This window comes from Rummeliibacillus sp. JY-2-4R (genome assembly GCF_053847205.1).
Genome location: NZ_CM132623.1, coordinates 3243903 through 3269405 on the forward strand (window position 1 = coordinate 3243903; position 25503 = coordinate 3269405).

Sequence of the window (25503 nt, forward strand, 5' to 3'; positions counted from 1 at the left end):
TCCATATCCCGTCTTATTTATTTTTATTCTTCGTTTTCAATGATGCCAGCAAGTTTTTCTAAAGCTTGTTCTTCATCATTTCCTTCTGCACTTAAGATAACAGATGTTCCTCTTGCAATCGCTAAGCTCATAATCCCCATAATGCTTTTGGCGTTAACTTTTTTATCGTCTTTTTGAAGGAATACGTCAGCTGTATGGCGATTTGCTTCTTGTACAAATAAGGCAGCTTGTCTTGCTTGTAAGCCTGATTTTAATTTTACTACTACTTGTTTTTCTACCACGATTGCTCCCCCTTATATAATAGGAAATTATATATATAACTACTTACTAAGAATAATCACATAAAACGTGTTGATTTTATTATTTATACTTTTACTTTTTCTCCACGTCTTAGTGAATCAGCGATTTCGTCAATTTTTCTTAGGCGATGGTTTACACCAGATTTACTAACAACCCCAGTTGATACCATTTCACCGAGTTCTTTTAATGTAACTTCTTGATATTCTACCCTTAATCTTGCTATTTCACGCAATTTTTCTGGTAATTGTTCAATACCAATTGCGTTATCTATAAAGCGTATATTGTCTACTTGACGAATAGCTGCTCCGATTGTTTTGTTCAAATTGGCTGTTTCACAGTTAACTAATCGATTGACACTATTTCTCATATCTCGTACAATTCGAACATCTTCAAATTTCAGCATGGCTTGGTGTGCACCAACAAGACTTAGAAAATCTGAAATTTTCTCTGCTTCTTTAAGATAAGTGACAAATCCCTTTTTCCGTTCAATCGTTTTAGCATTGAGATCAAATTGGTTCATCAAATCCATCAACGCTTCCCCGTGTTCCTTATATAAAGAATAAATTTCTAAATGGTAAGAGGATGTTTCTGGATTATTGACTGAGCCTCCTGCTAAAAAAGCCCCACGCAAATATGCTTTTTTATTTTCCGTAGTTCCGATTAACTCTTTGGCGATGGTATGGTTAAATAGAAAATTACCTGATAGAATATGTAATTCTTCTAGTAATTCTTTTGCACCTTCTCTCACGCGACAAATGTAAACATTATTTTTCTTGAGCCTCATTTTCTTTCGTACAAGAAGCTCAATACGATAGTTATATAGTTTTTTGATATTAGTATACATTCTACGAGCAATCGCTGCGTTTTCTGTTTGAACATCAAGACTTAATTGTCGATTAGTAAATGACAGAGAACCATTCATTCGGATTAGGGCAGATAGCTCTGATTTAATGCTTTTATCTTTTGCTTCAAATTGTGTTAGTTCTTTTTTTGTTTCTGAAGCAAATGACATACCGATTCCCCCTCTCTATCATATCTATTTTACGCTAATTTGACGGAGATTGCTTCTTTTGTTGATAATTTGTCGCATATTCTACAATCCATTTTGCGACATGATTCGTTTCATGTCTTACAACGCCATTACAAATATTAGCAATGTCTTTTTTTATTACTTCTAATCCCATTTCTTCCAAGCGTTCTATATCAAATTTAACAGGCTCCGCCGATTGTTTAATATAAGCATCTTTAATCGCTTGTGGTACTTCTTCATCATTTATTAAAATGGTTTGAATAAAATTCGTACCAACATGGTCGTAAAGCGCTTGCACGTGATCTGCGGCTGAATAGTTTGATGTCTCACCAGCTTGAGTCATTAAATTACAGATATAAATCTTATGCCCACTTGCTTCGAGGATGGCTTTTTGAATCCCTTCCACTAACAGATTCGGTAGTATGCTAGTGTATAAACTTCCTGGACCAATAATAATGATATCAGCATTTTCGATTGCGTTTACTGCATCTTGTAAAGCTAATACATCAGGTGGTGACAAAAATACTCGTTTAATACGGGAATTATATGTTGGAATTTTCGATTCACCTTGAACAATCCTACCATCTTCTAATTCTGCTAGGAGGGTAAGTCGTTGGTTTGCTGCTGGCAAGACTTTACCATGAACGTTTAATACACGGCTCATTTCACGAATAGCGTGTGAAAAGTCTCCAGTTATTTCTGTTAATGCAGTTAACATTAAGTTACCAAGGGAATGTCCACCCAATTCCTCTTTTCCTTGAAAGCGATATTGGAACATTTCCTCTACTAAAGGTTCAACTTCTGATAATGCAGCAATAACATTTCGTATATCTCCTGGCGGTGGAATCGCGAAATCATCGCGTAATCTACCTGAACTTCCGCCATCATCAGCCACGGTAACAATTGCAGTCAAATCTATATTGTATTTCTTTAAACCACGTAATAATGTAGATAGACCTGTACCACCGCCAATGATCACGATTCGCATTGGTTTTCTTTGCATTAATGTTATTCCTTTCTTTTAGCAATATCACGATGAGTGATCACTGTTGGGGCATATTGATCTAAACGGTTACCAAAATACTCCGCTAACGTAACCGAACGATGTTGTCCACCTGTACAGCCAAAAGCAATAATGAGTTGCGTTTTTCCCTCTTTTTTATAAAGAGGTATCATAAATTCAAATAGATCCGTTAATTTTGCGATTAGCATATTCGTTTCATCATACTTTAATACATATGACGAAACTTCTTCATCTAATCCGGTTTTTGGGCGTAATCCTTCTATATAAAAAGGATTTGGTAAGAACCGTACATCAAATACTAAATCTGCATCTATAGGCATGCCATATTTAAAACCAAACGACATGACATTTACCGTAAATTCTTTTGAGTTTACGCTAGAAAATTGTGCAATAATTCGTTCACGTAACTCTCTTGGTTTCATAGTTGACGTATTATATTTGTATTGAGCACGTTCTTTCACTTCAGCTAATAATTCACGCTCATGATTAATCCCCTCTAAAGGTAACCCATTTTCAGATAACGGATGGGAACGACGAGTTTCCTTATATCTACTAACTAAGGTTTCATCATCTGCATCTAAAAACAAGATTTTCGTCGAAACAAGATCTTCTCTTTCTATTTTATCTAATGCTTCAATAAGTGTTGAGAAGAAATCTCCTCCACGTAAATCCATCACAGCTGCAATACGAGAAATTTCTTTTTTAGATTCTTTCATTAAATTTAAAAAAGTCGGTAATAATGTTGGTGGTAAATTATCGATACAATAGAAACCTAAATCTTCAAAGCTTCGAATTGCTACTGACTTCCCAGCTCCAGACATTCCCGTTATAATGATTAACTCGTTTACTTGCTGTGGATTAGGCATTCCTTTCATCCCCTTCACACGACGTTTGTATTTTTTCTTGTAACAATTGGAAGTCTTCAGTATATGTAAAAGTTCCATATTGTGTGCCAGTTTGTTCAACTGCAAATAGTAAGTTCGTGCGATCTCCTTCTGCCATAGGCAAAGTTTTAAGGCTTTCAACTGGATGCCACTCTAATTCACCTTCACGGGTCTCTTCATAAGGCGTTCCTTGTAGACCTTCCGCTAAAAAAGTGAAGAGCATCCATTCATTTACGACTTCATCATCACGTTTTATAACCATGGTATAGACACCTTTTAAATGTGGATTAATCGCAATAGTACCGGTCTCTTCTCGAAATTCGCGACTTGCTGCTTCGAAAATTGATTCTCCGCTTTCAATTTTACCACCAGGTGCAACATACCAATTGCGTCGTGGTTTTTTTAACAAAAGTACTTTGTTGTCTTTTTTTACTAATAAATTGGCAATTCTTTGCACACACGACACCTCGTTTCTAACAATTCTAATAATCTCTATTATACAGTTTTCCTGTGGAGTAGTACAAAGGAATACACTAAATATACAATTTCTTTAGATTTCCTTAGTATATTTTGTACACTTTGGAGATTTCATTGGATTTTATGGGGTAATTATTATTTATCTGTGGTAGCCCTGAGCAATGAAAAATATTTCATACTAATATTGGTCTGTATTTCTAGTCAAAATTTTATTATAAATATTATTCAGTTCTTATCTTTTTAGTGATTCCTAGTGATTCCTTATTTCTGCTTTTTGTACATTAATTTTATCTCGTAGAGGAGAAATTATGGCTGTCCTTTGATTTACTTTTTACCAGCACCTTAATTGTTCTTTTCGCGGAAATTTTTTAGAAAACCGCAGTTAGTTCTGCTGAAACCGTTGATGTTTGGTCCCACATCACGGACAGTTGGCCTATTATTACTTACGGGTGCCAATGAAAACTATTCGCTCCAGAGCAATTAAATTTGCCCATAAAAAGAGGCTGTTTCTCAGTCGAGGGAACTGATGAAACAGCCTTTAAAAAATTCTAATTATAAAAAGGGGTTATTACTCTTATTATAATACTGAATGATTGTGTCAGCTTTATGTCAAAATCATTAAAAGAATATTATTTTCATTATTAAACAGGGAATTTTTCTTTTAATGTTTCTACATAGTGTTGAACTGCTTGTGCTGCGATACTTCCATCGCCAGTTGCTGTAACGATTTGGCGTAATGTTTTTTCACGAACATCACCTGCAGCATAGATACCAGGTACTGATGTTTCCATTTCTGCATTGGTTTTAACGTAGCCTTCATTGTTTAGAATGCCTAAGCTTTCGAATGGTTTTGTAAGTGGAAGCATTCCAATGTAGATAAACACACCATCAGCTTGCATTTCTTGTTCAGTACCATCAACAGTAGAAACAAGTGTTACACTACCCACTTTACCGTCTTTTTCGTGAATTTCTTTTAGTGTATTGTTCCAGATAAAATCGATTTTTTCGTTTGCAAATGCGCGATCTTGGATAATTTTTTGAGCGCGTAATTTGTCACGGCGGTGTACAATGGTTACTTTGTCAGCAAAGCGAGTTAAATACATACCTTCTTCAACTGCAGAGTCGCCTCCACCCACTACGATTAGATTTTTTTGTTTAAAGAATGCGCCATCACATACTGCACAATAGCTGACACCACGGCCACCAAGTTCTTTTTCGCCTGGGATGCCCATTTTTTTGTATTCTGCACCAGTTGTAATGATAATGGCACGTGTTTTATATTCTTTTGAACCAGCCTTAATAGTTTTATATTCTTCGCCATCGATAATTTCAGTGACATCGCCATATGCATATTCTGCACCGAATTTTTTCGCATGATCAAACATTTTCGTAGATAATTCAGGCCCTAAAATGGATTCAAAACCTGGATAGTTCTCAACTTCTTCTGTGTTTGCCATTTGTCCACCTGGAATACCTCTTTCTAGCATTAATGTAGAAAGGTTTCCACGAGCAGTGTAAACTGCAGCAGTCATACCAGCAGGGCCTGCTCCAATAATGACAACATCATAAATTTTTTCTTCGGACATGTCTGTTCCTCCTAAGTTGTAGATTACATTTGCTTTTATCTTAGAGGATAGCAAATGGTAATGACAAGATATCTGCTTTAAGATAACGTGAAACTATATAAATCTTTTGTCGAATAAGAATATTACTTATCGAAAAGTGGCAAATACTGCATTAATTCGTTCACGTATTTTGTAAGTGTTGCTGGAGAAACCCCATAGTACTTAGCGATTTCCTTTTTGGTAATGTTTTTCATACGAGAAGATTTATACATATATTCTGTTGCAGCAGCTAGGGCTTGGGGGTTTTTGAATGCATATCCATCCTCAAGTGCCCGTTCACATAGTACAAACCACATTTGAAAAATGAATGTATCATTTAATTTCAATGGCTTTGCATCGTTGTATAAGATTTCAGCAACTTCTAAACTCCGTAAAAAAGGTTTCAAAGTACCGTCATCCCCATGAAAATCATGGTCCAATGAGTAGGCTAAATACAGCTTTTCGATTGCTGAGTAGTTATCGATACTAACCCAACTTGGATGTGCAAGTATTTCTTGTTGATAGGCTGATTTCCCTAATAAATAGATGCCCAATAAACGTTCGCTTCTATATTCACTTTCTAATTTTTGGACAATAAAATCACGATTTTGCTCAATTGAATCTAAATCAACCTCTGTTTTGTTTTTCAACCAAGGTTCGTATCCTTCTTTATCAGGATCGATTTCAAGTAATTTTGCCCATGCTTCTTTTGCCTTTTTTTCATATCCAGAGAAATAAGCAGCGTTAGTTAGCCAAAAGTAAAATCCTGCATCCTCTTCAACACCCTTATTCTTTACACTTTGAAGCCATTTATAAGCTTCTTCATAACGTCCTATTAGTGCAAGTGTTGCACCAAGTTTGTACCGCTGTTCAAAAGAATAAGGATAAAGTTTTACAAGTAATTCTGTTAATTCTTGCAACTCATCTGTAGATTTTTCATAGTAGGCCATGACGGCTAGGTTACAAAGAGCATGTATATTCCCATAATCTCCTTGTAGAACCTCATACAATACCGCTCTTGCTTGCTCAGTCTCTCCCTTATAGAAGTAGGCAAGTGATAAATTGTTATAGGCAGCCCAGAAATCAGGATGATCTGTTACGATGTTTTCTAAAATTTCAATTGCCTCATCGAGCTTTCCTTGTCCCATCAACTTTCTTGCCTTTTCTTGTAAATAAACCACTTCACTATTTAGAGAGCTACCAAACACATTGTTTTCTTCTAAAGATGATGCAAAGTCAATTATGTCAATTGCTTCATCTGCATATTCTCCCGTTTCATCAATACGCAAATATTCTTCTGCAAAGTATTTTGCATCCTCAGTTAAACCTGCTTGTACTGAGCCTTCCGCTAAAAAGAGCAAGATTTCAGGTTCATTTGGGTCAATTTCATTGGCTTTTCTTAACAATTCTAAAGCGTGTTCAAGACGACCAGCTTCCATCTCAATAATTGCATACTGGAGCAAGATTAAAGAATCCTCAGGGCTCAGGTCCACTGCTCTACGTAAATATTTGAGTGCTTTTTCGATTTGATCTCGATTTAGGGCTTGCACAGCTTTTTTATAATAAAATTCACCATTTGGAATAAAGGACACAACATTTTTTTGAGTATTTTTTTTACTTTTCATATCCTAAAGTTTTCCTCCAAAAAACAATAAGGAACGCTATTTAACGTTCCTTAAGACTAGTATCCTTTATTATAACACAGATTAGTGTTTTTCATGGCGTTTTTGCAAAACGCCTAAAACTTCATACAAATCTAATTTTTGTTCTTGTAGTAGTACTAATAAATGGTAGATTAAATCTGCTGCTTCCCATTTTAATTCTTCTGAATCACGGTTTTTTGAAGCAATGACAACTTCTGTCGCTTCTTCCCCTACTTTTTTACAAATTTTATCTACGCCTTCTGTAAATAGGTATGTAGTATAAGCACCTTCAGGCATTTCTTCTTCACGGCTTTTAATGACATTTTTTAGCGTTTCTAAAATATCTAGAGAGCCGATTGAGGAATCTTTTTCTTTGATTACTTCTGTAAAGCAAGAAACAGTCCCATTATGGCAAGCTGGACCATTTGGTAAAACTTCCACAACTAATGCATCTTGGTCACAATCCGCGCGCATTGCGACTACTTTTTGAGTATTGCCACTTGTTTCACCTTTATGCCAAAGCTCTTGTCTTGAACGGCTGTAGAACCAAGTTTCGCCTGTTTCAATTGTTTTTTCATAAGATTCCTTATTCATATATGCTACTGTTAAAACTTCTTTTGTTTGTGCATCTTGTACAACGGCTGTAATTAAGCCTTTTTCATCAAATTTAAGATTGTCGATCATCTTACTGCCACTCCTTTTTGTTTTAAGCTTGCTTTGACTTCTGCAACACTTGTCTCTTTATAGTGAAAGATTGAAGCGGCCAGTGCTGCATCTGCATCCACATCTTCTAATACATCATAGAAATCATTTACATTTCCTGCACCACCACTTGCAATGATTGGTACATTTACTGCTTGGCGGATTGCTTTTGTTAAAGGTAGATCAAATCCACTCTTCTCTCCGTCCTTATCCATACTGGTAACAAGTAATTCACCTGCACCAAGTTCTACAGCTTCCTTCGCCCATGCTACAGCTTCTCTTTCTGTTTTGTTTCGGCCACCATGTGTGTAGACCATCCAAGTACCATCTTCTTCACTCCATTTGGCATCAATGGCAACCACGATACATTGTGCACCAAAATAATCAGAACCTTCTTTAATAAGCTCAGGGTTCTGAATAGCTGAGGAATTAATCGAAATTTTATCTGCACCTGCACGAAGCATTCGTTTCATATCATCAAGTGTTCTAATTCCTCCACCTACTGTAAAAGGTATTGAAAGTGATGCTGCTGTTTTGCGAACTACATCGACCATTGTTTCTCTGCCCTCATGCGTTGCGGAGATATCAAGGAAAACTAATTCATCTGCACCTTGTTCATTGTAAAATTTGGCTAATTCAACTGGATCACCAGCATCTCGTAGTGATACGAATTGAACACCTTTTACAACACGTCCCTCTTTGACATCTAGACACGGAATAATTCGTTTTGTAAGCATTATTCAGCCTCCTTTAATGCCTCTTGGAGTGTAAAGCGCCCAGCATATAATGCCTTTCCAATAATAACGCCACTAACTGATGAGTTTCTCGCAGCTGTCTTAACCTTCGCAATATCTTCTAGTGAGCTAATGCCACCAGAAACAATAATTTCTGCATTTGTTGCTTCTGCTAATTGGATATTTGCCTCAACATTCGGTCCTGCAAGGGTTCCATCTGTTGCAATATCAGTGAAAATGAAATACTTTGCACCGGCACTCGCAAAATCTTGACCGACTTCAATAGCAGACTTATTGGATGTTTCAATCCATCCATGTGTTGCGACCATGCCGTCTTTTGCATCTAGCCCAATCACAATTCGTTCAGACCCGAACTCTTTGATAAAACCTTTTACAAGTTCTGGTTCGCGAATTGCTAAACTTCCTATAATAACGCGGTTCACACCATTTTCTAGATAAAAACGAACGTCTTCTTCAGAACGAATTCCTCCACCAATTTGAACCTTTAGAGGTAACTCTTTTGCAACTCGAATTACTTCTTTTGCATGTGTACGTTCTCCATCTTTTGCGCCATCTAAATCAACCATATGTACGTAGCTTGCACCTGCATTTGCGAAGCTTTTTGCCATTTCATACGGAGAGTCCGCATAGACTGTTTCTTGTGCATAGTCACCTTTAAATAATCGTACACATTTGCCACCTCTCATATCGATGGCTGGGTAAATTTGAATAGAACTCAATTAACTCCAACTCCTTTTGCAACACCTGCAAGCCATTGTTGTAATAATGAAACACCACATTCTCCTGATTTTTCAGGGTGGAACTGCATACCGGATACTTTGCCTTTTTGCACAATCCCTGGCACTTTCACATCACCATAGTCTGCATAGGCGATTAAGTCCTCATCATTCATATCTGTCGCAAAATAGGAATGGACAAAGTAGACATAGCGATCTTTTGGCAACTGTTCTAACCAAGTTGGTTCTTTTTCAAATTGCAAATCATTCCATCCCATATGTGGAACTCTATAGGATTTTCCAGATAAATCTTGGCCAGAAAATCGTTTGATTCGACCTTTAAAAATCCCAAGCCCTTGCCAAATTCCGTTTTCTTCGCTCTCTTCGAATAGAAGCTGCATACCTAAACAAATACCTAAAAGAGGCTTATTCGTAGTAACTACCTTTTCAAACAATGATACAAGGCCTGTATCTTGTAATCTCTTCATAGCATCTTCAAATGCACCAACACCAGGTAGTATAAGTGCATCACATGCTAGTAAACTTTCTTGGTCAGCCGATATGACTACTTCGCATCCTAAACGTTTAATGGCCTGTTCCACACTAAAAAGATTACCCATTCCATAATCGATTACACCAATTTTCATGTTAACAACCCCTTCGTTGATGGTACTCCTTTAACACGAGGATCGATTTGAATCGCATCATCAATTGCTCGCGCTAATGCTTTGAAAATGGCTTCAATGATATGGTGTGTATTATGACCATATGGAACGATAACATGGACATTCATACGTGCTTCTAAAGCAAATTTCCACAAAAATTCGTGGACAAGTTCTGTATCAAACGTTCCGACTTTTTGTGATGGAATTTCAGCACGAAATTCTAAGTGTGGACGGTTTGAACAATCAATCACAACTTGTGCAAGTGCATCATCCATTGGGACAAATGCATTACCATAACGTTTTATCCCTTTTTTATCGCCTAGTGCTTCTTTAATCGCTTGGCCAAGTACAATCCCTAAGTCTTCAGTCGTATGGTGATCGTCAATTTCTGTATCGCCATGTGCTACAATTTTGCCGTCGAAAAGACCATGTTTCATAAAGAGGTCAAGCATATGGTCCATGAATGGTACACCCGTTTCAACTGTCGCTTTTCCTTCACCGTCTAAATTGATTTCAACAGCAATTTGGGTCTCGTTTGTTTTACGTTCAATTTTTGAGAAACGTTCCATGCTATTCTTCTCCTTTTTCCCAGCCTCTTGATTCTACTGCTCTTGCGTGGCCTTCTAATCCTTCTAGTCGAGCGAGTCTTGCAATTTTAGGCGCATTTTCTGCCCAAGTTTTTTCTGTATAATACACAACACTTGTTTTCTTGATAAAATCGTCTACATTTAAGCCACTTGCAAAACGTGCTGTACTATTTGTTGGTAAGACATGGTTAGTCCCTGCAAAATAGTCTCCGACAGGTTCTGAGCTGTATCTTCCTAAGAAAATGGCACCTGCATTTCTAATTTGTTCACTGACTTTTTCTGCATCTTTTGTGACAATTTCTAAGTGTTCAGGTGCTAATTGATTAATAGCATCTGTTGCTTGTTCAATGGATTCTGCTATATAAATACAACCAAAGTTTTCTACTGATTGACGTGCAATGGATTCACGAGGTAGCACTTTCAATTGTGCTTCAACTTGGGCTGATACTTTTTGTGCAAGAATTTCACTTGTTGTCACTAAAACTGGACAAGCCATAGCATCATGTTCTGCTTGTGAAAGCAAGTCTGCAGCAACTTCATCAGCATAAGCAGTTTCATCTGCAATAATCGCAATTTCACTTGGGCCAGCAATCATATCAATGGCAACCTCGCCAAATACTTCTCGTTTTGCTAATGCTACAAAAATATTCCCAGGTCCGGTTATTTTATCAACTGCTTGAATTGTTTCTGTACCATATGCAAGAGCACCAATTGCTTGAGCTCCACCCATTTTGTAGATTTCTTCAATCCCTAAAATAGATGCTGCTGTAAGTACTGCTGGAGGAAGTTTACCGTCCTTGCCACAAGGTGTTGCTAACACAATTCGTTTCACACCTGCTACTTGTGCAGGAATTACATTCATTAATACAGAAGAAGGATATGCCGCTGAACCACCCGGCACATATAATCCTACAGAACCAATTGGTAAAATACGTTGACCAAGCCATGAACCATTTGATAGTTCTAATTGATAGCCATTACGTTTTTGTTTCTCATGATACAAACGAATGTTGGCAGCTGCTTCTGTTAAATCTTGAACTAATTGGGGATCTAATGCTGCAACTGCTTCGCTTATTTCTTGTTCCGTTACGCGAAGATCATCTAGTGCAATACCATCCCATTTTTTACTATAGAATTTAACTGCTTCATCACCTTTTTGTCGTACATCAGCAAGTACTTCGCGAACAGTTTTTAACTGCTCTTCGTTACCGCCTTCTAAAGGTCTTTTCAATGAAATATTATCTGTTAATGCTTTGATTTTCATAGCAAATCATTCTCTTTCTTTACACATTTTTTTAGTCGTTTTACTAAATCAATTATTCGTTCATTTTTCATTCGGTAACTTACTGGATTCGCGATTAATCGAGATGAAACATCTGTGATAAATTCGTATTCAACAAGTCCATTTTCTTTTAAAGTTTGACCAGTAGATACAATATCTACAATTCGATCTGCAAGGCCAATCATCGGTGCTAATTCAATTGAACCATTCAAACCAATGATTTCAACTTGTTCCCCTTTTTCACGATAGTATTCTGAAGCGACAGTTGGATACTTTGTCGCAATACGTGGTGCAATTTCGTTCAAAGTAGTATTTGGTAATCCTGCAGAAGCGATATGACATTTACTAATGTTCAAATCTAGTAGTTCATGAACTTCACGATGTTGTTCTAATAGTACGTCTTTCCCTGCGATTCCTATATCTGCAACCCCATGTTCAACATAAGTTGGAACATCCATTGGTTTTGCTAATATAAAGCGAATTTTCTCTTCTGGTATCTCAATCATTAATTTCCGTGACATTTCTACATTTTCGGGTAGTTGAAAGCCTGCTTCAATCAGCATTTCGTAGGCTTCCTCGAAGATACGACCTTTCGGCATAGCAATTGTTAACTCATTCATGGACTGTTCCTCCTTGTCCAATTCGTACAATTTCTGCAAAATGATTTTTGAAAGCTGCTAAATCTTCTAATCCTTCCATTGATTGCAATGTTGTACGTTTTCCTTGTGCACGAAGTTCATTAGCAATTTTAAGTGCTTCTGCAAGTTGTGGTGCAACAAATAATACAAGCACATCTTCATTTTGCTCTTCTTTTTGAAGAACTACTTCTAATAGATGATCTACTCTGAGTCCAAAACCAATTGCACCAACTTCTGTTCCAAATTCTTGAAGTAATCCATCGTATCGACCGCCATTTCCAAGTGGAAAACCTGAACCTGTTGCAAATACTTCGAATAGCATACCAGTGTAATAATTCATATGGCTTGCTAATGTGAAGTCAAATGATATAAAAGATGTTGCATCTGCAATCTCTAAAATGGATGCTAATTGCTCCATATAAAGGAAAGCATCTTTTTCATATAAGTATTTTGCTATTTCTCGAATGCTCTTCATCTCTGTAGCATCTTCGATAAAGGATGATAATATTTGAGTATTTTCTTGTGGCAAATTATATGAAGTGACAGCTTCTTCAAATCCTACGATATTTTTGTGTACCAATAAATTATGTAATTCTTTATATTGTTCATCATTCTGTACATTATTTTTTATAATGGCATTTAATATTCCTGCATTTCCGATTGTAATTTTAAAGTCTTCTACACCTAATGCTTTCAATAAGTGGATTGCAGTTAAGATGACTTCCGCATCGGCATAAACAGATGAGTCACCGATAATCTCAATGCCCATTTGTTCAAATTCTGCTGGACGTCCACCTTCTAATTGCTGTGCCCGAAAGACGTTTGCAAAATAAGAAAGTCGGAGTGGAATTTTCTCTTTTAATAATTTTGAAGTAGCAACACGAGCAATTGGAGTAGTCATATCTGGTCGAAGTACTAACGTGTTTCCTTGACTATCGACAAGTTTAAAAAGTGATGAATCTACGATTGCCGATGCTTTACCTACTGTATCGTAATACTCTAAAGAAGGCGTTTGAATAAAGTCAAACCCTCTTAAACGAAGAAATTCACGACCTGTTTGACGAATAACCTCTTTTTTTTCAAATGTTTTTGGAAATGTATCGCGCATTCCAAGCGGTTTTTCAAACTTTTGAATTGGTGACATTTTTACACTTCCTAATCTTTATACTTTAGTATGCTAGAGTGTTAGAGTGATGATGTATGAAAGTATTTTATAATAAGCTTGAAATAATGTCAAGTAGGTTTGCAGATAAGTCCATAAGTTAAGACTGTTTAGAATTAACTGATTTTTTTAATGCTAGTTCTTCCTTTGTATAAATTATTTTCATTGGATTTCCACCAGCAAAGGCACCTGGAGGCACATCTTTGTTGACTAAGGTCATAGCAGAAATAATGGCGTCATCCCCAATGATAACTCCAGGTAATATAGTTGAGTTTGCCCCAATCATAACACGATCACCGATTACTACATCTCCAAGTCGATATTCATCCACTAAGTATTCGTGTGCAAGAATAGTTGAATTAAAGCCAATAATTGTATCACTCCCCACTTTAATACGTTCTGGAAACATCGTATCTGGAGTTACTTTTAGAGCAAATGCTGTTTTTTCACCCACTTCCATGTGTAGGAATGTACGATAAAGCCAATTCTTCACTGAAAGAAACGGCATATATCGAGCCGTTTCAATTACGATAAAGCATTTAACCACTTTCCAAAACGAAACTGTTTTATAGATTTGCCAAAGAGAAGTTGAACCTGAAACTGGATACTTTTCTGTTCTACGCATTGACAGCTTCCTCAATGATTGAAAGTAAATCTGCCATTTGGTGTAACATATAATCTGGTTTGAATTGCATTAAAAACTCTTCTCCTTTCAAAGACCATGCAACAGCAGCAGTTCTAACACCAGCATTTTTCCCACCCATAATATCATGTGAATTATCACCAATCATCAGTACTTCTTCTTTCTCTAGGTGCATTTTTTCTAATGCTAAAAGAATGGGTTCTGGATCTGGTTTTACTTTCTTCACATCGTCCATACTCACAATTACTTCAAACAAATCTTCAATATCCAAAAGACGAAGACCTTTTGTTAAAGAATCAATTCTTTTTGTGGAAACAATTGCTAAACGAATTCCTAATTGACGCAATGCTTGTAATGTTGATTTTACACCATCGAATTCTTTCGCAAGTTCATCATGATGTTCGGTGTTCCATAGGCGATATTGTTGAATCCATTCTTCTGCTCTATTCGCATCAATTGTAGAAAATGATTCTTTTAATGATGGGCCTATAAAGGGAATCATGTCTTCTTTTGTAAATTTCCCGGGAAATTCCACATCTAGTACATGTAAAAATGATTGAATAATTAGCTCGTTTGTGTCTAATAACGTCCCATCAAAGTCGAATAGTAGCCCTTTAATTTTTTTGTTTGTCATGTTGAATCACTCCTAGAGTTAAACTATTGTTGTATTTCCCTAATACTAAAGGAATCGCCGTATTACTATGAAGACTTTTATCCCAACCTCACTTAGGAAACGTCTTAAGCCATAGCAATATCGGCGTTTGTTAAAAAATATTAATTTTATTTGTCTTATATAATGTCTCCGATTTTAATCAAATCTATTCAAATCTTGCTTTTCTATTGATCTTTGTAATGAACAGGTGGTTTGATGGTTAGGCGACGATAGATGATTAATACGACACCTACGATTAAGGCCACTAATGACACGATTTGGGCCATTCGTAAATTACCAATTAGTAAACTATCAGTTCGCATACCTTCGATAAAGAAACGACCAAATGAATACCAGATTACGTATGTTAGGAACATTTCTCCACGTCGTAAGTTTGCTTTGCGAAGTAATAGTAAGATAATTAATCCAATGATGTTCCATGAAGATTCATATAAAAATGTTGGATGATGATAGAAACCATTCACATTCATTTGCTCAATTAACCAATTAGGTAAATGAAGTCCTTCTAAAAAGGAGCGATCTACTACGCCTCCATAAGCTTCTTGGTTCATAAAGTTTCCCCAACGCCCTACAATTTGACCAATAATGATAGAAGGGGCTAGTATATCTGCTAACTTCCAGAAACTAATTCCTCGCTTCTTACAAAATATAATAGCAGTAATTACTGCACCGATTAAAGCACCATGTATAGCAATCCCACCATGCCAAATCTGTATAATTTCACTTGGGTTCGCTGCATAGTATGGCCATTCAAATGTTACATAATAAATGCGCGCAGAGATAATAGCAATTGGTACAGCCCAAATAAGGAAATCAGTTAATATGTCTTCACCAAATCCTCGTTTTACCATTTCTCGTTGTCCTACATAGTAGGCAATAACAATTCCACATGCAATGATTATTCCATACCAACGTACTGATATTGGTCCAAGTTCAAATGCAACTGGATTTATAGCCAATAAAATTGAATCCATCTTTTATCTGTTACTCCTTTCGCCATTCGAAAAACTATCAATTAAAATTCATCGTTATTTGCTTGAATTACACTGTCTAATCTACGTGAAAATTCTTCTGCTGCATTCACACCTAGACCTTTTAAACGGTGATTCATTGCTGCAACTTCAATAATAACAGATAGATTTCGACCAGGTCGCACTGGAATTGTTAGCTTAGGTAACTCTGTGTCAATAATTTTCATCGTTTCTGTTTCTAAGCCTAAACGATCATACGTTTTATCGGCACTCCAAGTTTCTAAATCAATAACAAGTGAAATGCGTTTATGTTTTCGCACTGCACTTGCACCAAATAATGTCATAATATCGATAATACCGATTCCTCTTATCTCTAGCAGATGATTGATCAGTGGAGGAGCACTACCTACAAGAGTGGTCTCACCTTCTTGACGAATTTCAACGCAATCGTCTGCTACTAATCGATGTCCTTTTTTGACAAGCTCCAATGCAGTTTCACTTTTCCCTACACCGCTTTTACCTGTAATTAAGACGCCAATCCCATAGATATCAACCAACACACCATGAACAGCTGTTGTAGGTGCGAGACGACTTTCTAAATAATTCGTCAATAAACTCGAAAATCGGGTAGTTGCTAATTTTGTCGATAAAACTGGTACATGATGTTCTTCAGAAGCTACAATCAATGCTTCAGGAACCTCCATATCATGCGAAATAATTACAGCTGGTGTTTCTTGGGAGCATAACTTATTCATTCGATCAAATTGAACATCTCGGGACAACATTTCAAAAAACGATAGTTCTGTTTTACCTAAAAGTTGTACTCTTTTTGCAGGATAATGCGTAAAATAACCTGCCATTTCAAGCCCAGGACGTGAAATATCGCTCGTTAAAATATGTCGACCGATTCCTTCTTCACCACTTATAAGCTTCAGATTCAATACTTCCATAATATCTTTTGTACAAACCTGATCCAAAGCCATCATCACTCCACCTTCCAAATAACCATAAGATACCAACATTCTAACATAAAGTTAATAGTGGAACACGCAACTTGTCGTATTCAAGTGAAAAGATTTATTTCCCCATATTATCTTTCTATAGTTTTTATATTTCATAAAAGAATTCGAGAACTTATTAAGGTATTTTATTTTACAATAATTCACGTTATCTTTTTTGTAATTGTCGCCTACTTATGTATGATAGAAAATAATAATCAGCCTAATAAAACAATTTTCCTTTAAAAAAGGGGATTCTCGTATGTAAAAACAAGGATTAACTTCTCAACCTAATAAAAAAACTAGCTCTCCCCTCAATGAAAGCTAGTTAAAAAAATTTTATTTTTTTTCAGATAGCCATTTAGCTACTGCATCTAATTCTGCACCAGAAACTAATCCAGCAGGCATGTTCCCTTTACCATTTTTCAAAACATCTTTGATTTGATCTTCTGATAAAGTAGAACCGATATGAGTTAAATTCGGACCAACAGCACCTGATAAATCGTTACCATGACAAGAAATACATTTTTGTTGTGTCACTGCTTTAGCATCAACTTTTGTTGTCTCGGTAGTTTTTTCTGTTGTTGTTGGATTATTCGCTGTGTTATTAGTTGTTTCAGTAGTTTTAGTAGTTGTTTCTTCGTTAGCAGACTTATTTCCACCACCACAAGCACCTAAAACTAATGCTGCACCAAAAACACATGCAAGTAGAGCTTTTTTCATGATATACCCTCCTATAAAAATTTGTAATAACTTACGTTGTAAGTATACCAAAATCATTCACTTCTTAAACCTTGCTACATTAAGATAATTATGACTTTTCCATGCCAAACGAATCAGTATAATTCACTAATTTTTCTTATTATTTTAAGCGCAACACTTCTTTTTTGGGAATATTATAATTACTTATTCCCTTTTTAATGGATTATCTACGTCATTTATGTGACTAATTACATTTTATTTTTTTGAAACTAATCTCTCTAGTAATATGCGTTTGACCATTTATTTGCTGCTTTTGAAATTTCAAATATTTTATCTAAACTAACATTCAATTTTAATGCAATATTGTCTATCATAGAAAAATCCATTCGTTCTAAAGCTATTGTTAATTGTAAATATGGCTGCATTACTGTTTGTCCACCTGAAATCGTTTCTACCACTTCATCTGATAATGGTAATCGCATAAGAATGTTATTGATTGGTTTTCGCAACAATGCATCAATCAATGAAAACATACCTACAAGAAAATACTCAGATGTGTTTCTCACGCCTCTTTCTCTCGCTAACAATTCACACATTTTCGCACGACATAAAGAACTTTTCATTAACTCGTCAAAAGTTCCAGTTGCATTATATTTTTGTGATTCTCGATAGGTTAATATATGAATCCACTTTTTTAAATCCTCTAGCCCTAAATGTAATATGGCCTGTTTAATCGATCGAATTTTAGATCTCGATCGTTTTGATGAAGAATTTACTAATTGCATCAGCTTATAAGATAATGCGACATCATGTTCTATTCCTTCAGCAATTTGATCAATATTCGGTTCATTCGTTCGTAACATTGCAATGACCCGATAATACTGCAATAAATTTGTTGATATATCGTTTCCTTGAATTATTTGTGGTTGCATAAAAAAATAGCCTTGGAATAATTTATATCCTTTGTTCTTTGCTTCTTGATATTGTTCCCTCGTTTCGACTTTTTCTGCAAGTAGTACAATATGAGGAAACTCCTGCTTTACACGTTGTTCTATTTTACGTCTCTCTGCAGTTGTTGATATTAAATAGTCAACTTTAATAATATCTGTATATGTAAATAATTCGTTATAACTATCGACATCATTATGCATGATAAAATCGTCTAAAGCGATTCGATACCCTTTTTTCTTTAGTTCCTTAACACGATGTACTAAATCTTTCGTGATAGGTATATCTTCAAGAATTTCAATGACTACTTGCGAAGGATTTAAATGGTTAAGAATATCGCTCATTATTAGATTTTCAGTAAAATTGATAAAACAAGGTTTACCATCTGCCAATTCTTCAAATCCTATAGAAAATAATGAATTGATAATTACATCAACTGTTGCTAAGTCTGAATCAATTTCAGAAAACTTATTTATTTGATTTCCACTTCTATATAATAATTCATAAGAGTATACCTTTTCTTGGATATTAAAGATTGGTTGCCTACCAATAAATACTTCCATTTCCAACCTCCTACGCTTTTTTTACTAGTATTATAACATTATTTACAAAAAAGTAGTTTGGATAATTTTAGTAATGTAACTTTTTACTTATTTTTAATTAAAAAGCTACATTCAACGAGCCCCCTCGAAATATATATAATTTCTCCATTTCATTCTAATTAATAATGGTATTTTTCCCTTCTTTCATTCATAAAAAACTACTAGAAATATTAATGTATATAGCCTAACTACTTAAGGGGGACTCAGGAAGTGGAGAATGTACTTTTTAAGGAGCATGAACATATTGCTATGGTTACGCTTAATAGACCTGAAGCTATGAATGCATTTAATTATGAGATGCTTGAAGAATTATGCGATGTTGTTGAGTCTATTCGTATTAATTCTAATATTCATGTTGTGATTTTCACAGGAAGCGGTGGGAAGTCTTTTAGTGTTGGAGCGGATTTGAAAGAGAGAAAAATTTTATCTGAACAACTAGTTAAACGAAATCTTAACAAAATAGGAGAATTATTTTCCGCTATCGAAAAATTACCGCAACCGACTATTGCTTTGATCAATGGTTATGCTTTTGGCGGAGGGATGGAGTTAGCACTCTGTTGTGATTTTCGTATTGCAGTAGAAAATAGTCAGATGGGGCTTACTGAGACGAGCTTAGCTATTATTCCTGGTGCTGGTGGTACTCAACGACTCCCTCGAATTATTGGGGAAGCGAAGGCATTAGAATTAATTTTAACTGCAAAGCGGATTACTGCGCAGGATGCATTACAACTTGGCTTGATCACTGCTACCTATTCCCGAGCCAATATTGAAGAAGGAGTTAAGCAATTAACAAGTCGTATACTATCAAACGGACCAATTGCTGTTCAACAAGCGAAATTTGCTATCAAAAATGGGATGAATACAGATTTGCAAACAGGGCTTCAAATTGAACGAAAAGCATATGAAATAACGATTCCAACAGTAGATCGAATAGAAGCTTTAGAGGCATTTGCTAATAAGAGGAAGCCTCGTTTTAAAGGATATTAATGAATGTAAAAAAAGGGATCTAGCAAAGTACTTGAATACTTTGCTAAATCCCTTTTTACTGTTCCCATTATTCAGCGAAAATAGTTCCCCATTCATCGCGTTTTGCTAGCATTTCTTTTGCTAATTCTTTTGCACCTTCTAAGCTGTGGCTTGCTGCCCAACCGCATTGTACTTCATTACAAGCAGGTACTTCAGTTGCATTCAACACATCATTGAATGTCTTTTCAAGAATATCTAATACTTCATCGTAATCTGTATGATTAATAAGTGATAAATAGAAACCTGTTTGGCAACCCATTGGACTTAAATCCACCACATGGTCTGTATGATTTCTAATATTTTCTGCCATTAAATGTTCAATTGAATGTAGTGAAGGCATTTCCATATGTTCCTTATTTGGTTGTTTGAAACGGATATCGTATTTATAAACTTCATCGCCATTCATCCCTTTTTTAATACCTGCAAGGCGAACAAACGGTGCTTTAACTTTTGTATGGTCAAGATTAAAACTTTCTACATTTAATTTTTCCATTAGGCAAATCTCCTTTTTATCAAATAGATACTTCTATTTTATCATTTTTCCGAAATTTTAGAATCTAAATAAATAATTATTAAGCATTATTGCATTCGCAACGCTTGAGAACACTAAAAAAAAGATTGTATTCTAATTGTGTTTAGTTTGAAGTGGAACCAGCTCGCGGTTCGTAGGGCGAGCGGTGAGTCTCACAACGATGTTGCGGGGCCTCACCTGTCTCGCTTTTCCCGTGGGAGTCTACGCTGATTCCACTTCAATAACATTTGGGGTACTAATATTCGCCATATGTTGAATACATCTTCATTAAAAATTTAAATATAACTTCTTAATTTATCATGTTATTTTCAACATAATTTCACTTCACAATGTTTAGAGTTTTAAATTCTCTAAATAAAAAAGTCTGCTTTCCAATAGAAGAAAAGCAGATTTAACCGGTAATATGATATTTCATTATGAAAGCTTAGATATTCCCTATCTTTATGCTTTCTTTGTTCTTGCCTTTAGCAACCCAATTACAGCTGGTATTAGCGATACTACAACAATTGCTAAGATTACTGTTGAGAAGTGATCTCTTATAATTGGAATATTTCCGAAGAAGAAGCCACAAAAGACACCGACTATTACCCACAATAAACCGCCAATAATATTATAAGAAATAAAATGTGTGTAACGCATTTTACTTGCCCCTGCAATGAATGGGATAAATGTCCGAATGATAGGCATAAAACGTGCGAAGATAATTGTTTTGCCACCATGGCGATCAAAGAAATCTTGCGCCTTTTGCATACGATCTTTATTGATCATTCGTCCTAAGAAACTTTCTTCAGGGATTGACTTACCAATTTTATGTCCGATTTGATAATTTAATGTATCACCTAAAACTGCTGCTAAAAAGAAGACGATGAGGCAAATCCATAAATTTAATCCTCCCATTGCTGCTAACGCACCGCTTGCAAACAATAAGGAATCCCCTGGTAAGAATGGCATAATGACCAAACCTGTTTCGAAGAATACGATTAAAAATACGATTCCATAAACCCATGCATGGTATTGGGTCACAATGTCTCTTAAATGCACATCAATATGCATGATAAAATCGATTAACCATCTTATAAAATCCACAATACTCCACTCACATTCCTAATTTTCTCTAATTCATCATACTGTTTTATCTAAAAACTGTCTTGTATAAGAATCATTACATTAATATTAACCGAATGAGAAGCAGTATTGTTGCTATTTAATTCTTAAATTTACATTAAATTTACACTGGTATTATCAAAGATACTTTTTAAACCATTCAACAATTTGCTCTAAGCGTTGTTGTCTCAAATTAGGGATACCCGTACGTGAAAGATTGTGTTCAGCATTTGGAAAGCGTACAAACCGGGTTACTTTTCCCATTGATTTTAAAGTAATGTACAATTGTTCAGCTTGTTCAATAGGGCAACGATCGTCTTTTTCACCATGTAAAATCAGTAAAGGTGTTTCGATATGCTCGGCATATTTGAGTGGTGAATGTTTCCACAATGTTTCGACGTCTCTCATATCTTGACCAATTTGCCATTTTGTAAAGTAGTATCCAATATCGGAAACACCAAAGAAACTAATCCAGTTGGAGATGGAGCGTTGTGTTACTGCTGCTTTAAAGCGTTTTGTATGACCAACAATCCAGTTCGTCATAAAGCCACCATAGCTACCTCCTGTCACGCCAAGTCTTGTTTCATCAATCCATTCATTCTGTTCAATTACATAATCTAATCCATCCATGATATCTTCATAATCTCCGCCACCATAATCATTGCGACATGCATCAACAAATTGTTGACTGTAACTATGACTGCCTCTTGGATTTACATACAAGACACCATACCCTTCCGCTGCTAACACTTGTAATTCATGAAAGAATGTATTGGCGTACATTGTATGAGGCCCGCCATGTATTTCAACTACTAATGGATATTTGTTACCTTCTATATAATTTACTGGTTTCATGAGCCATCCATGAATTGTCCAATCATCTTTCCCTTCATATACGATAGGTTGCGGTTTTACCATCGTAACTTCTTCCAACCAGTCATCATTAAAATGCGTAATTTGTTGTCTGTTACCTTGAGTGATATCGTATGTAAATAATTCACCAGGGAAAACGGGATTACTGATAGCAAGTATTGCTGTATCCCCCTTCCTAGATACATCATAGCCATAGACATGTTCGTCTTCTGGACTCGCTGGATAAATAGCCCCGTCTAATGTTGCATAATATAACCTTACATCCCCATAAGTTGATAATTGGAAATATAGATCATTTGCTTCAGTCCAAACAAGACTTGGAGCGAAAGCACCTTGTTGTAAATCACCCACAGAATAATCCCCAATTGGTAAATCAAGAGACTCAGTTAAATTCCAGTAAGTATTATTTTCTATGTCATAGATATATAAATTTGCATGTCCTGCATTTTTGTATGCAAAATCAGTACCTTCATAAGCGATATATCGATCATCTAAAGAAAATGTTGCACCTCCAAAATAGCCCTCTTCATTTGCAATCATTGTTTCTTGTTTGGTTTCAATATCAATCAAAATAATTGGGGAATGGAAATCTTGGTCCTTATCTTCTTTACGGTTTACTCCTACTACAAGCGAACGACCATTATGCGATATAGCTTGTAAGTTATAATCATACGTATCTTCTATAAACCGTGATACTTCACTATTTGAAATCGTTATTTTGCCAATCTGACTATAACTTTTCTGAGATTTTAGTCCAACGCCATTCATTTTATATTGCATGCCTTCTACTATATAAGCATTTGGAAATTCATCATTGTTTTCTTCTTTTTCATCAGTAAAGTCTTTTTCTTCTTGCACGTTAGCCGTAAACCAAATGTCTTCGTTATTTGGATCCCATAAATATGAATTCACACCATTTGCAAAATTTGTGATTTGTTTTGCTTCTCCTCCTTTTTTCGAAAGAATAAATAATTGTTTTTGTTTATCTCTTGTAGATAAGAATGCAATCGATTGTCCATCAAATGACCAGCTTAAAGCAGAGATTCTTTCTTCACCAAATGTCCATTGTGATACTTCATTCGATTTTAAATCAATATGAATTAAATACGATAAGTACTTATTCTTTTTTTGATCCATTATGGTACGAATTGCAATTGCTTCATAACCCTCTGGAGACAAAATTGGTGAAACAACTGAACTTAATTTATATAAGTCTTCTTTTTCAATTATTCTTTTCATACCATTACTCCCCTTCTTACGATTTTAGTAGTGTAATTTCACTATAACTTAAGCATATATATATCGTAAAATGTTACCTAACAATCTATTCAGAATATTATTTTATCTAGTACCTGAATATCATTTTTATTCTCTTCATTTTGTGATACTATATGGAAGTTATAATTTTAAAGCATCGAAGGAGATTTTATTAATGAACAAAAATCCACAGCTCCAAAGAAGTTTGGAGTCGCGACATATCGCACTAATGTCGCTCGGTGCTGCCATTGGAGTCGGCTTATTTCTAGGTTCTGCAGGCGCTATTCAGTTAGCTGGGCCTGCTATTTTAATCGCTTATGCCCTTGGTGGTATCGTAATTTTCATAATCATGCGTGCACTTGGTGAAATGGCGGTTGAGTACCCTGTCGCCGGATCCTTTAGTCGTTATGCAAAGGATTATCTAGGTCCACTCGCGGGTTTTATTACTGGATGGAACTATTGGTTTTTGTGGATTGTTACATGTATGGGTGAAATAACAGCCGTCGGAATCTATATGCAATTATGGTTTCCTGGTTCCCCTAAATGGATGTGGGCACTTGCCGCACTTATCCTCATGACAATCGTTAACTTAATCGCTGTTCAAGCATTTGGTGAATTTGAATTTTGGTTTGCATTCATTAAAGTTTTTGCAATAATTGCAATGATTGTTATTGGATTAGGAATTATCCTCCTTGGTATAGGCAATGGTGGTATTGCTATAGGTTTTAGTAACTTATGGAATCATGGTGGATTTATGCCAAACGGTGTAAAAGGTATTCTAATGTCATTACCCATTGTCATGTTTGCTTACTTAGGAATTGAAATGATTGGAATAACTGCCGGAGAAGCAAAGAATCCTAAAAAAGTTATTCCACATGCAATTGATACTGTTTTATGGAGAATATTAATTTTTTATATTGGTGCACTGACTGTTATCATGTCTATCTATCCATGGAGTGAAATTAATACAAATAACAGTCCATTTGTTTTAACCTTTGAACAAATTGGCTTACGTTATGCGGCTGGTATTATCAATTTTGTGGTCTTAACAGCAGCACTCTCTAGCTGTAATGGTGGTATTTTCAGTACAGGCCGTATGTTGTTTAATCTCGCTGAGCAAGGCCAAGCACCTGCTGTATTTAAAAAGGTAGGACGTGGTGGTGTTCCAACAGCTGCGATTATCGCTTCTGCATTTGCATTGCTAATAGGCGTTGTTTTAAATTACTTTGTTGCTGAAAAAGTATTTGTTTGGGTAACAAGTATCTCAACATTCGGTGCAATTTGGACTTGGGTGATCATTCTTTTAAGCCAAATGAAGTTCCGTAAATCTTTAACTAAAACACAAGTCTCAAAATTATCCTATAAAGCATTTTGGTATCCATTTGGTTCGTATTTCGCGATACTTTTCCTTCTTTTAGTGGTTTTCCTAATGGGTATATTCCCAGATACACGTATCGCATTAGTAGTAGGTCCAATCTGGATAGTGGCGTTAGTTGTTTTATACTTTGTTAAATATAAAAAAGTTGTATGAGTTTAAAATACCTATCTACCTTAACTGGTTGATAGGTATTTTTTTATAGAGTGTTCTGAATGGTGTTTATCCATGTTTGGCTGTTCTTTATCCACGTAAAATCGAATTGTATTCAAGCTGAACGACTATTTAAGTCACCAAACTCGTTTTCCCAACTAAATGCTCCAATTCCTC

The 25503-nt window shown here is 35.6% G+C and carries 26 protein-coding genes; 2 read left to right on the plus strand and 24 right to left on the minus strand.

Translation table 11 applies throughout. The features are described from left to right. Positions 1-23 precede the first annotated feature (23 nt). From ACWV26_RS15880 to ACWV26_RS15980, 21 genes are all read right to left on the minus strand, one after another. On the minus strand, positions 24-281 hold the full coding sequence (locus ACWV26_RS15880; RefSeq protein ID WP_455895680.1) for an HPr family phosphocarrier protein: 258 nt from the start codon (positions 279-281) through the stop codon (positions 24-26). Between the two features lie 83 nt (positions 282-364). Continuing rightward, complete coding sequence (gene whiA, locus ACWV26_RS15885) at positions 365-1312, minus strand: DNA-binding protein WhiA (protein ID WP_455895681.1); 948 nt, start codon at positions 1310-1312, stop codon at positions 365-367. A 34-nt stretch (positions 1313-1346) separates the two neighbouring features. Then, positions 1347-2333 (minus strand): gluconeogenesis factor YvcK family protein, encoded by a 987-nt coding sequence (locus tag ACWV26_RS15890; protein ID WP_455895682.1) that lies wholly within the window; start codon positions 2331-2333, stop codon positions 1347-1349. A 5-nt stretch (positions 2334-2338) separates the two neighbouring features. After that, entirely contained in the window at positions 2339-3220 is an 882-nt protein-coding gene (rapZ, locus tag ACWV26_RS15895) for an RNase adapter RapZ (protein WP_455895683.1), read from the minus strand. Beyond that, a complete protein-coding gene (locus ACWV26_RS15900) occupies positions 3213-3695 on the minus strand; it encodes an NUDIX domain-containing protein (RefSeq protein ID WP_455895684.1) in 483 nt (160 codons plus the stop codon). Before ACWV26_RS15900 ends, rapZ begins: the two co-directional genes overlap by 8 nt. A 661-nt stretch (positions 3696-4356) precedes the next feature. Then, a complete protein-coding gene (trxB, locus tag ACWV26_RS15905; protein WP_455895685.1) occupies positions 4357-5301 on the minus strand; it encodes a thioredoxin-disulfide reductase in 945 nt (314 codons plus the stop codon). A 122-nt stretch (positions 5302-5423) separates the two neighbouring features. Beyond that, positions 5424-6944, minus strand: a complete 1521-nt coding sequence (locus ACWV26_RS15910; protein ID WP_455895686.1) for a tetratricopeptide repeat protein — start codon at positions 6942-6944, stop codon at positions 5424-5426. A gap of 81 nt (positions 6945-7025) precedes the next feature. Then, positions 7026-7646 carry a bifunctional phosphoribosyl-AMP cyclohydrolase/phosphoribosyl-ATP diphosphatase HisIE gene (hisIE, locus tag ACWV26_RS15915; protein ID WP_455895687.1) on the minus strand — a complete coding sequence of 207 codons (621 nt, stop codon included), beginning with the start codon at positions 7644-7646 and terminating at the stop codon, positions 7026-7028. Then, positions 7643-8401, minus strand: coding sequence for an imidazole glycerol phosphate synthase subunit HisF (gene hisF / locus ACWV26_RS15920; RefSeq protein WP_455895688.1), 759 nt, complete (start codon positions 8399-8401; stop codon positions 7643-7645). The genes hisIE and hisF overlap by 4 nt, the downstream gene beginning before the upstream one ends. Then, positions 8401-9138 (minus strand): 1-(5-phosphoribosyl)-5-[(5-phosphoribosylamino)methylideneamino]imidazole-4-carboxamide isomerase, encoded by a 738-nt coding sequence (gene hisA / locus ACWV26_RS15925; RefSeq protein WP_455895689.1) that lies wholly within the window; start codon positions 9136-9138, stop codon positions 8401-8403. The genes hisF and hisA overlap by 1 nt, the downstream gene beginning before the upstream one ends. After that, entirely contained in the window at positions 9135-9782 is a 648-nt protein-coding gene (hisH, locus tag ACWV26_RS15930; RefSeq protein ID WP_455895690.1) for an imidazole glycerol phosphate synthase subunit HisH, read from the minus strand. Before hisH ends, hisA begins: the two co-directional genes overlap by 4 nt. Then, on the minus strand, positions 9779-10369 hold the full coding sequence (gene hisB, locus ACWV26_RS15935) for an imidazoleglycerol-phosphate dehydratase HisB (protein ID WP_455895691.1): 591 nt from the start codon (positions 10367-10369) through the stop codon (positions 9779-9781). Before hisB ends, hisH begins: the two co-directional genes overlap by 4 nt. Position 10370: 1 nt before the next feature. Next, positions 10371-11651 (minus strand): histidinol dehydrogenase, encoded by a 1281-nt coding sequence (gene hisD, locus ACWV26_RS15940; protein WP_455895692.1) that lies wholly within the window; start codon positions 11649-11651, stop codon positions 10371-10373. After that, entirely contained in the window at positions 11648-12289 is a 642-nt protein-coding gene (gene hisG / locus ACWV26_RS15945) for an ATP phosphoribosyltransferase (RefSeq protein ID WP_455895693.1), read from the minus strand. Before hisG ends, hisD begins: the two co-directional genes overlap by 4 nt. Further along, the gene (locus ACWV26_RS15950) at positions 12282-13451 is read right to left on the minus strand and encodes an ATP phosphoribosyltransferase regulatory subunit (protein WP_455895694.1); all 1170 of its coding nucleotides are present in this window, start codon (positions 13449-13451) and stop codon (positions 12282-12284) included. Before ACWV26_RS15950 ends, hisG begins: the two co-directional genes overlap by 8 nt. 118 nt (positions 13452-13569) lie before the next feature. After that, positions 13570-14094, minus strand: coding sequence for an acyltransferase (locus tag ACWV26_RS15955; RefSeq protein WP_455895695.1), 525 nt, complete (start codon positions 14092-14094; stop codon positions 13570-13572). After that, the gene (gene ppaX / locus ACWV26_RS15960) at positions 14087-14746 is read right to left on the minus strand and encodes a pyrophosphatase PpaX (RefSeq protein WP_455895696.1); all 660 of its coding nucleotides are present in this window, start codon (positions 14744-14746) and stop codon (positions 14087-14089) included. The genes ACWV26_RS15955 and ppaX overlap by 8 nt, the downstream gene beginning before the upstream one ends. A gap of 203 nt (positions 14747-14949) precedes the next feature. Beyond that, entirely contained in the window at positions 14950-15759 is an 810-nt protein-coding gene (lgt, locus tag ACWV26_RS15965; RefSeq protein WP_455895697.1) for a prolipoprotein diacylglyceryl transferase, read from the minus strand. A gap of 41 nt (positions 15760-15800) precedes the next feature. Next, positions 15801-16733, minus strand: a complete 933-nt coding sequence (hprK, locus tag ACWV26_RS15970; RefSeq protein WP_455898274.1) for an HPr(Ser) kinase/phosphatase — start codon at positions 16731-16733, stop codon at positions 15801-15803. Positions 16734-17093: 360 nt separating this feature from the next. Next, positions 17094-17477, minus strand: coding sequence for a cytochrome c551 (cccB, locus tag ACWV26_RS15975; RefSeq protein ID WP_455895698.1), 384 nt, complete (start codon positions 17475-17477; stop codon positions 17094-17096). Between the two features lie 257 nt (positions 17478-17734). After that, positions 17735-18967, minus strand: coding sequence for an EAL and HDOD domain-containing protein (locus tag ACWV26_RS15980; RefSeq protein WP_455895699.1), 1233 nt, complete (start codon positions 18965-18967; stop codon positions 17735-17737). Between the two features lie 288 nt (positions 18968-19255). On the opposite strand from ACWV26_RS15980, the gene ACWV26_RS15985 reads away from it, so the two are divergent. Next, positions 19256-19993, plus strand: a complete 738-nt coding sequence (locus ACWV26_RS15985; RefSeq protein ID WP_455898275.1) for an enoyl-CoA hydratase-related protein — start codon at positions 19256-19258, stop codon at positions 19991-19993. A gap of 67 nt (positions 19994-20060) precedes the next feature. On the opposite strand, the gene ACWV26_RS15990 is transcribed toward ACWV26_RS15985, so the two are convergent. The 3 genes from ACWV26_RS15990 to ACWV26_RS16000 all read right to left on the minus strand — a co-directional run bounded on the left by ACWV26_RS15990 (position 20061) and on the right by ACWV26_RS16000 (position 23780). Continuing rightward, positions 20061-20525, minus strand: a complete 465-nt coding sequence (locus ACWV26_RS15990; protein WP_455895700.1) for an S-ribosylhomocysteine lyase — start codon at positions 20523-20525, stop codon at positions 20061-20063. A gap of 480 nt (positions 20526-21005) precedes the next feature. Beyond that, positions 21006-21650, minus strand: coding sequence for a DedA family protein (locus tag ACWV26_RS15995; RefSeq protein WP_455895701.1), 645 nt, complete (start codon positions 21648-21650; stop codon positions 21006-21008). A 156-nt stretch (positions 21651-21806) separates the two neighbouring features. After that, on the minus strand, positions 21807-23780 hold the full coding sequence (locus ACWV26_RS16000) for a prolyl oligopeptidase family serine peptidase (RefSeq protein WP_455895702.1): 1974 nt from the start codon (positions 23778-23780) through the stop codon (positions 21807-21809). Between the two features lie 193 nt (positions 23781-23973). On the opposite strand from ACWV26_RS16000, the gene ACWV26_RS16005 reads away from it, so the two are divergent. After that, complete coding sequence (locus ACWV26_RS16005) at positions 23974-25329, plus strand: amino acid permease (protein WP_455895703.1); 1356 nt, start codon at positions 23974-23976, stop codon at positions 25327-25329. Positions 25330-25503: the final 174 nt, after the last annotated feature.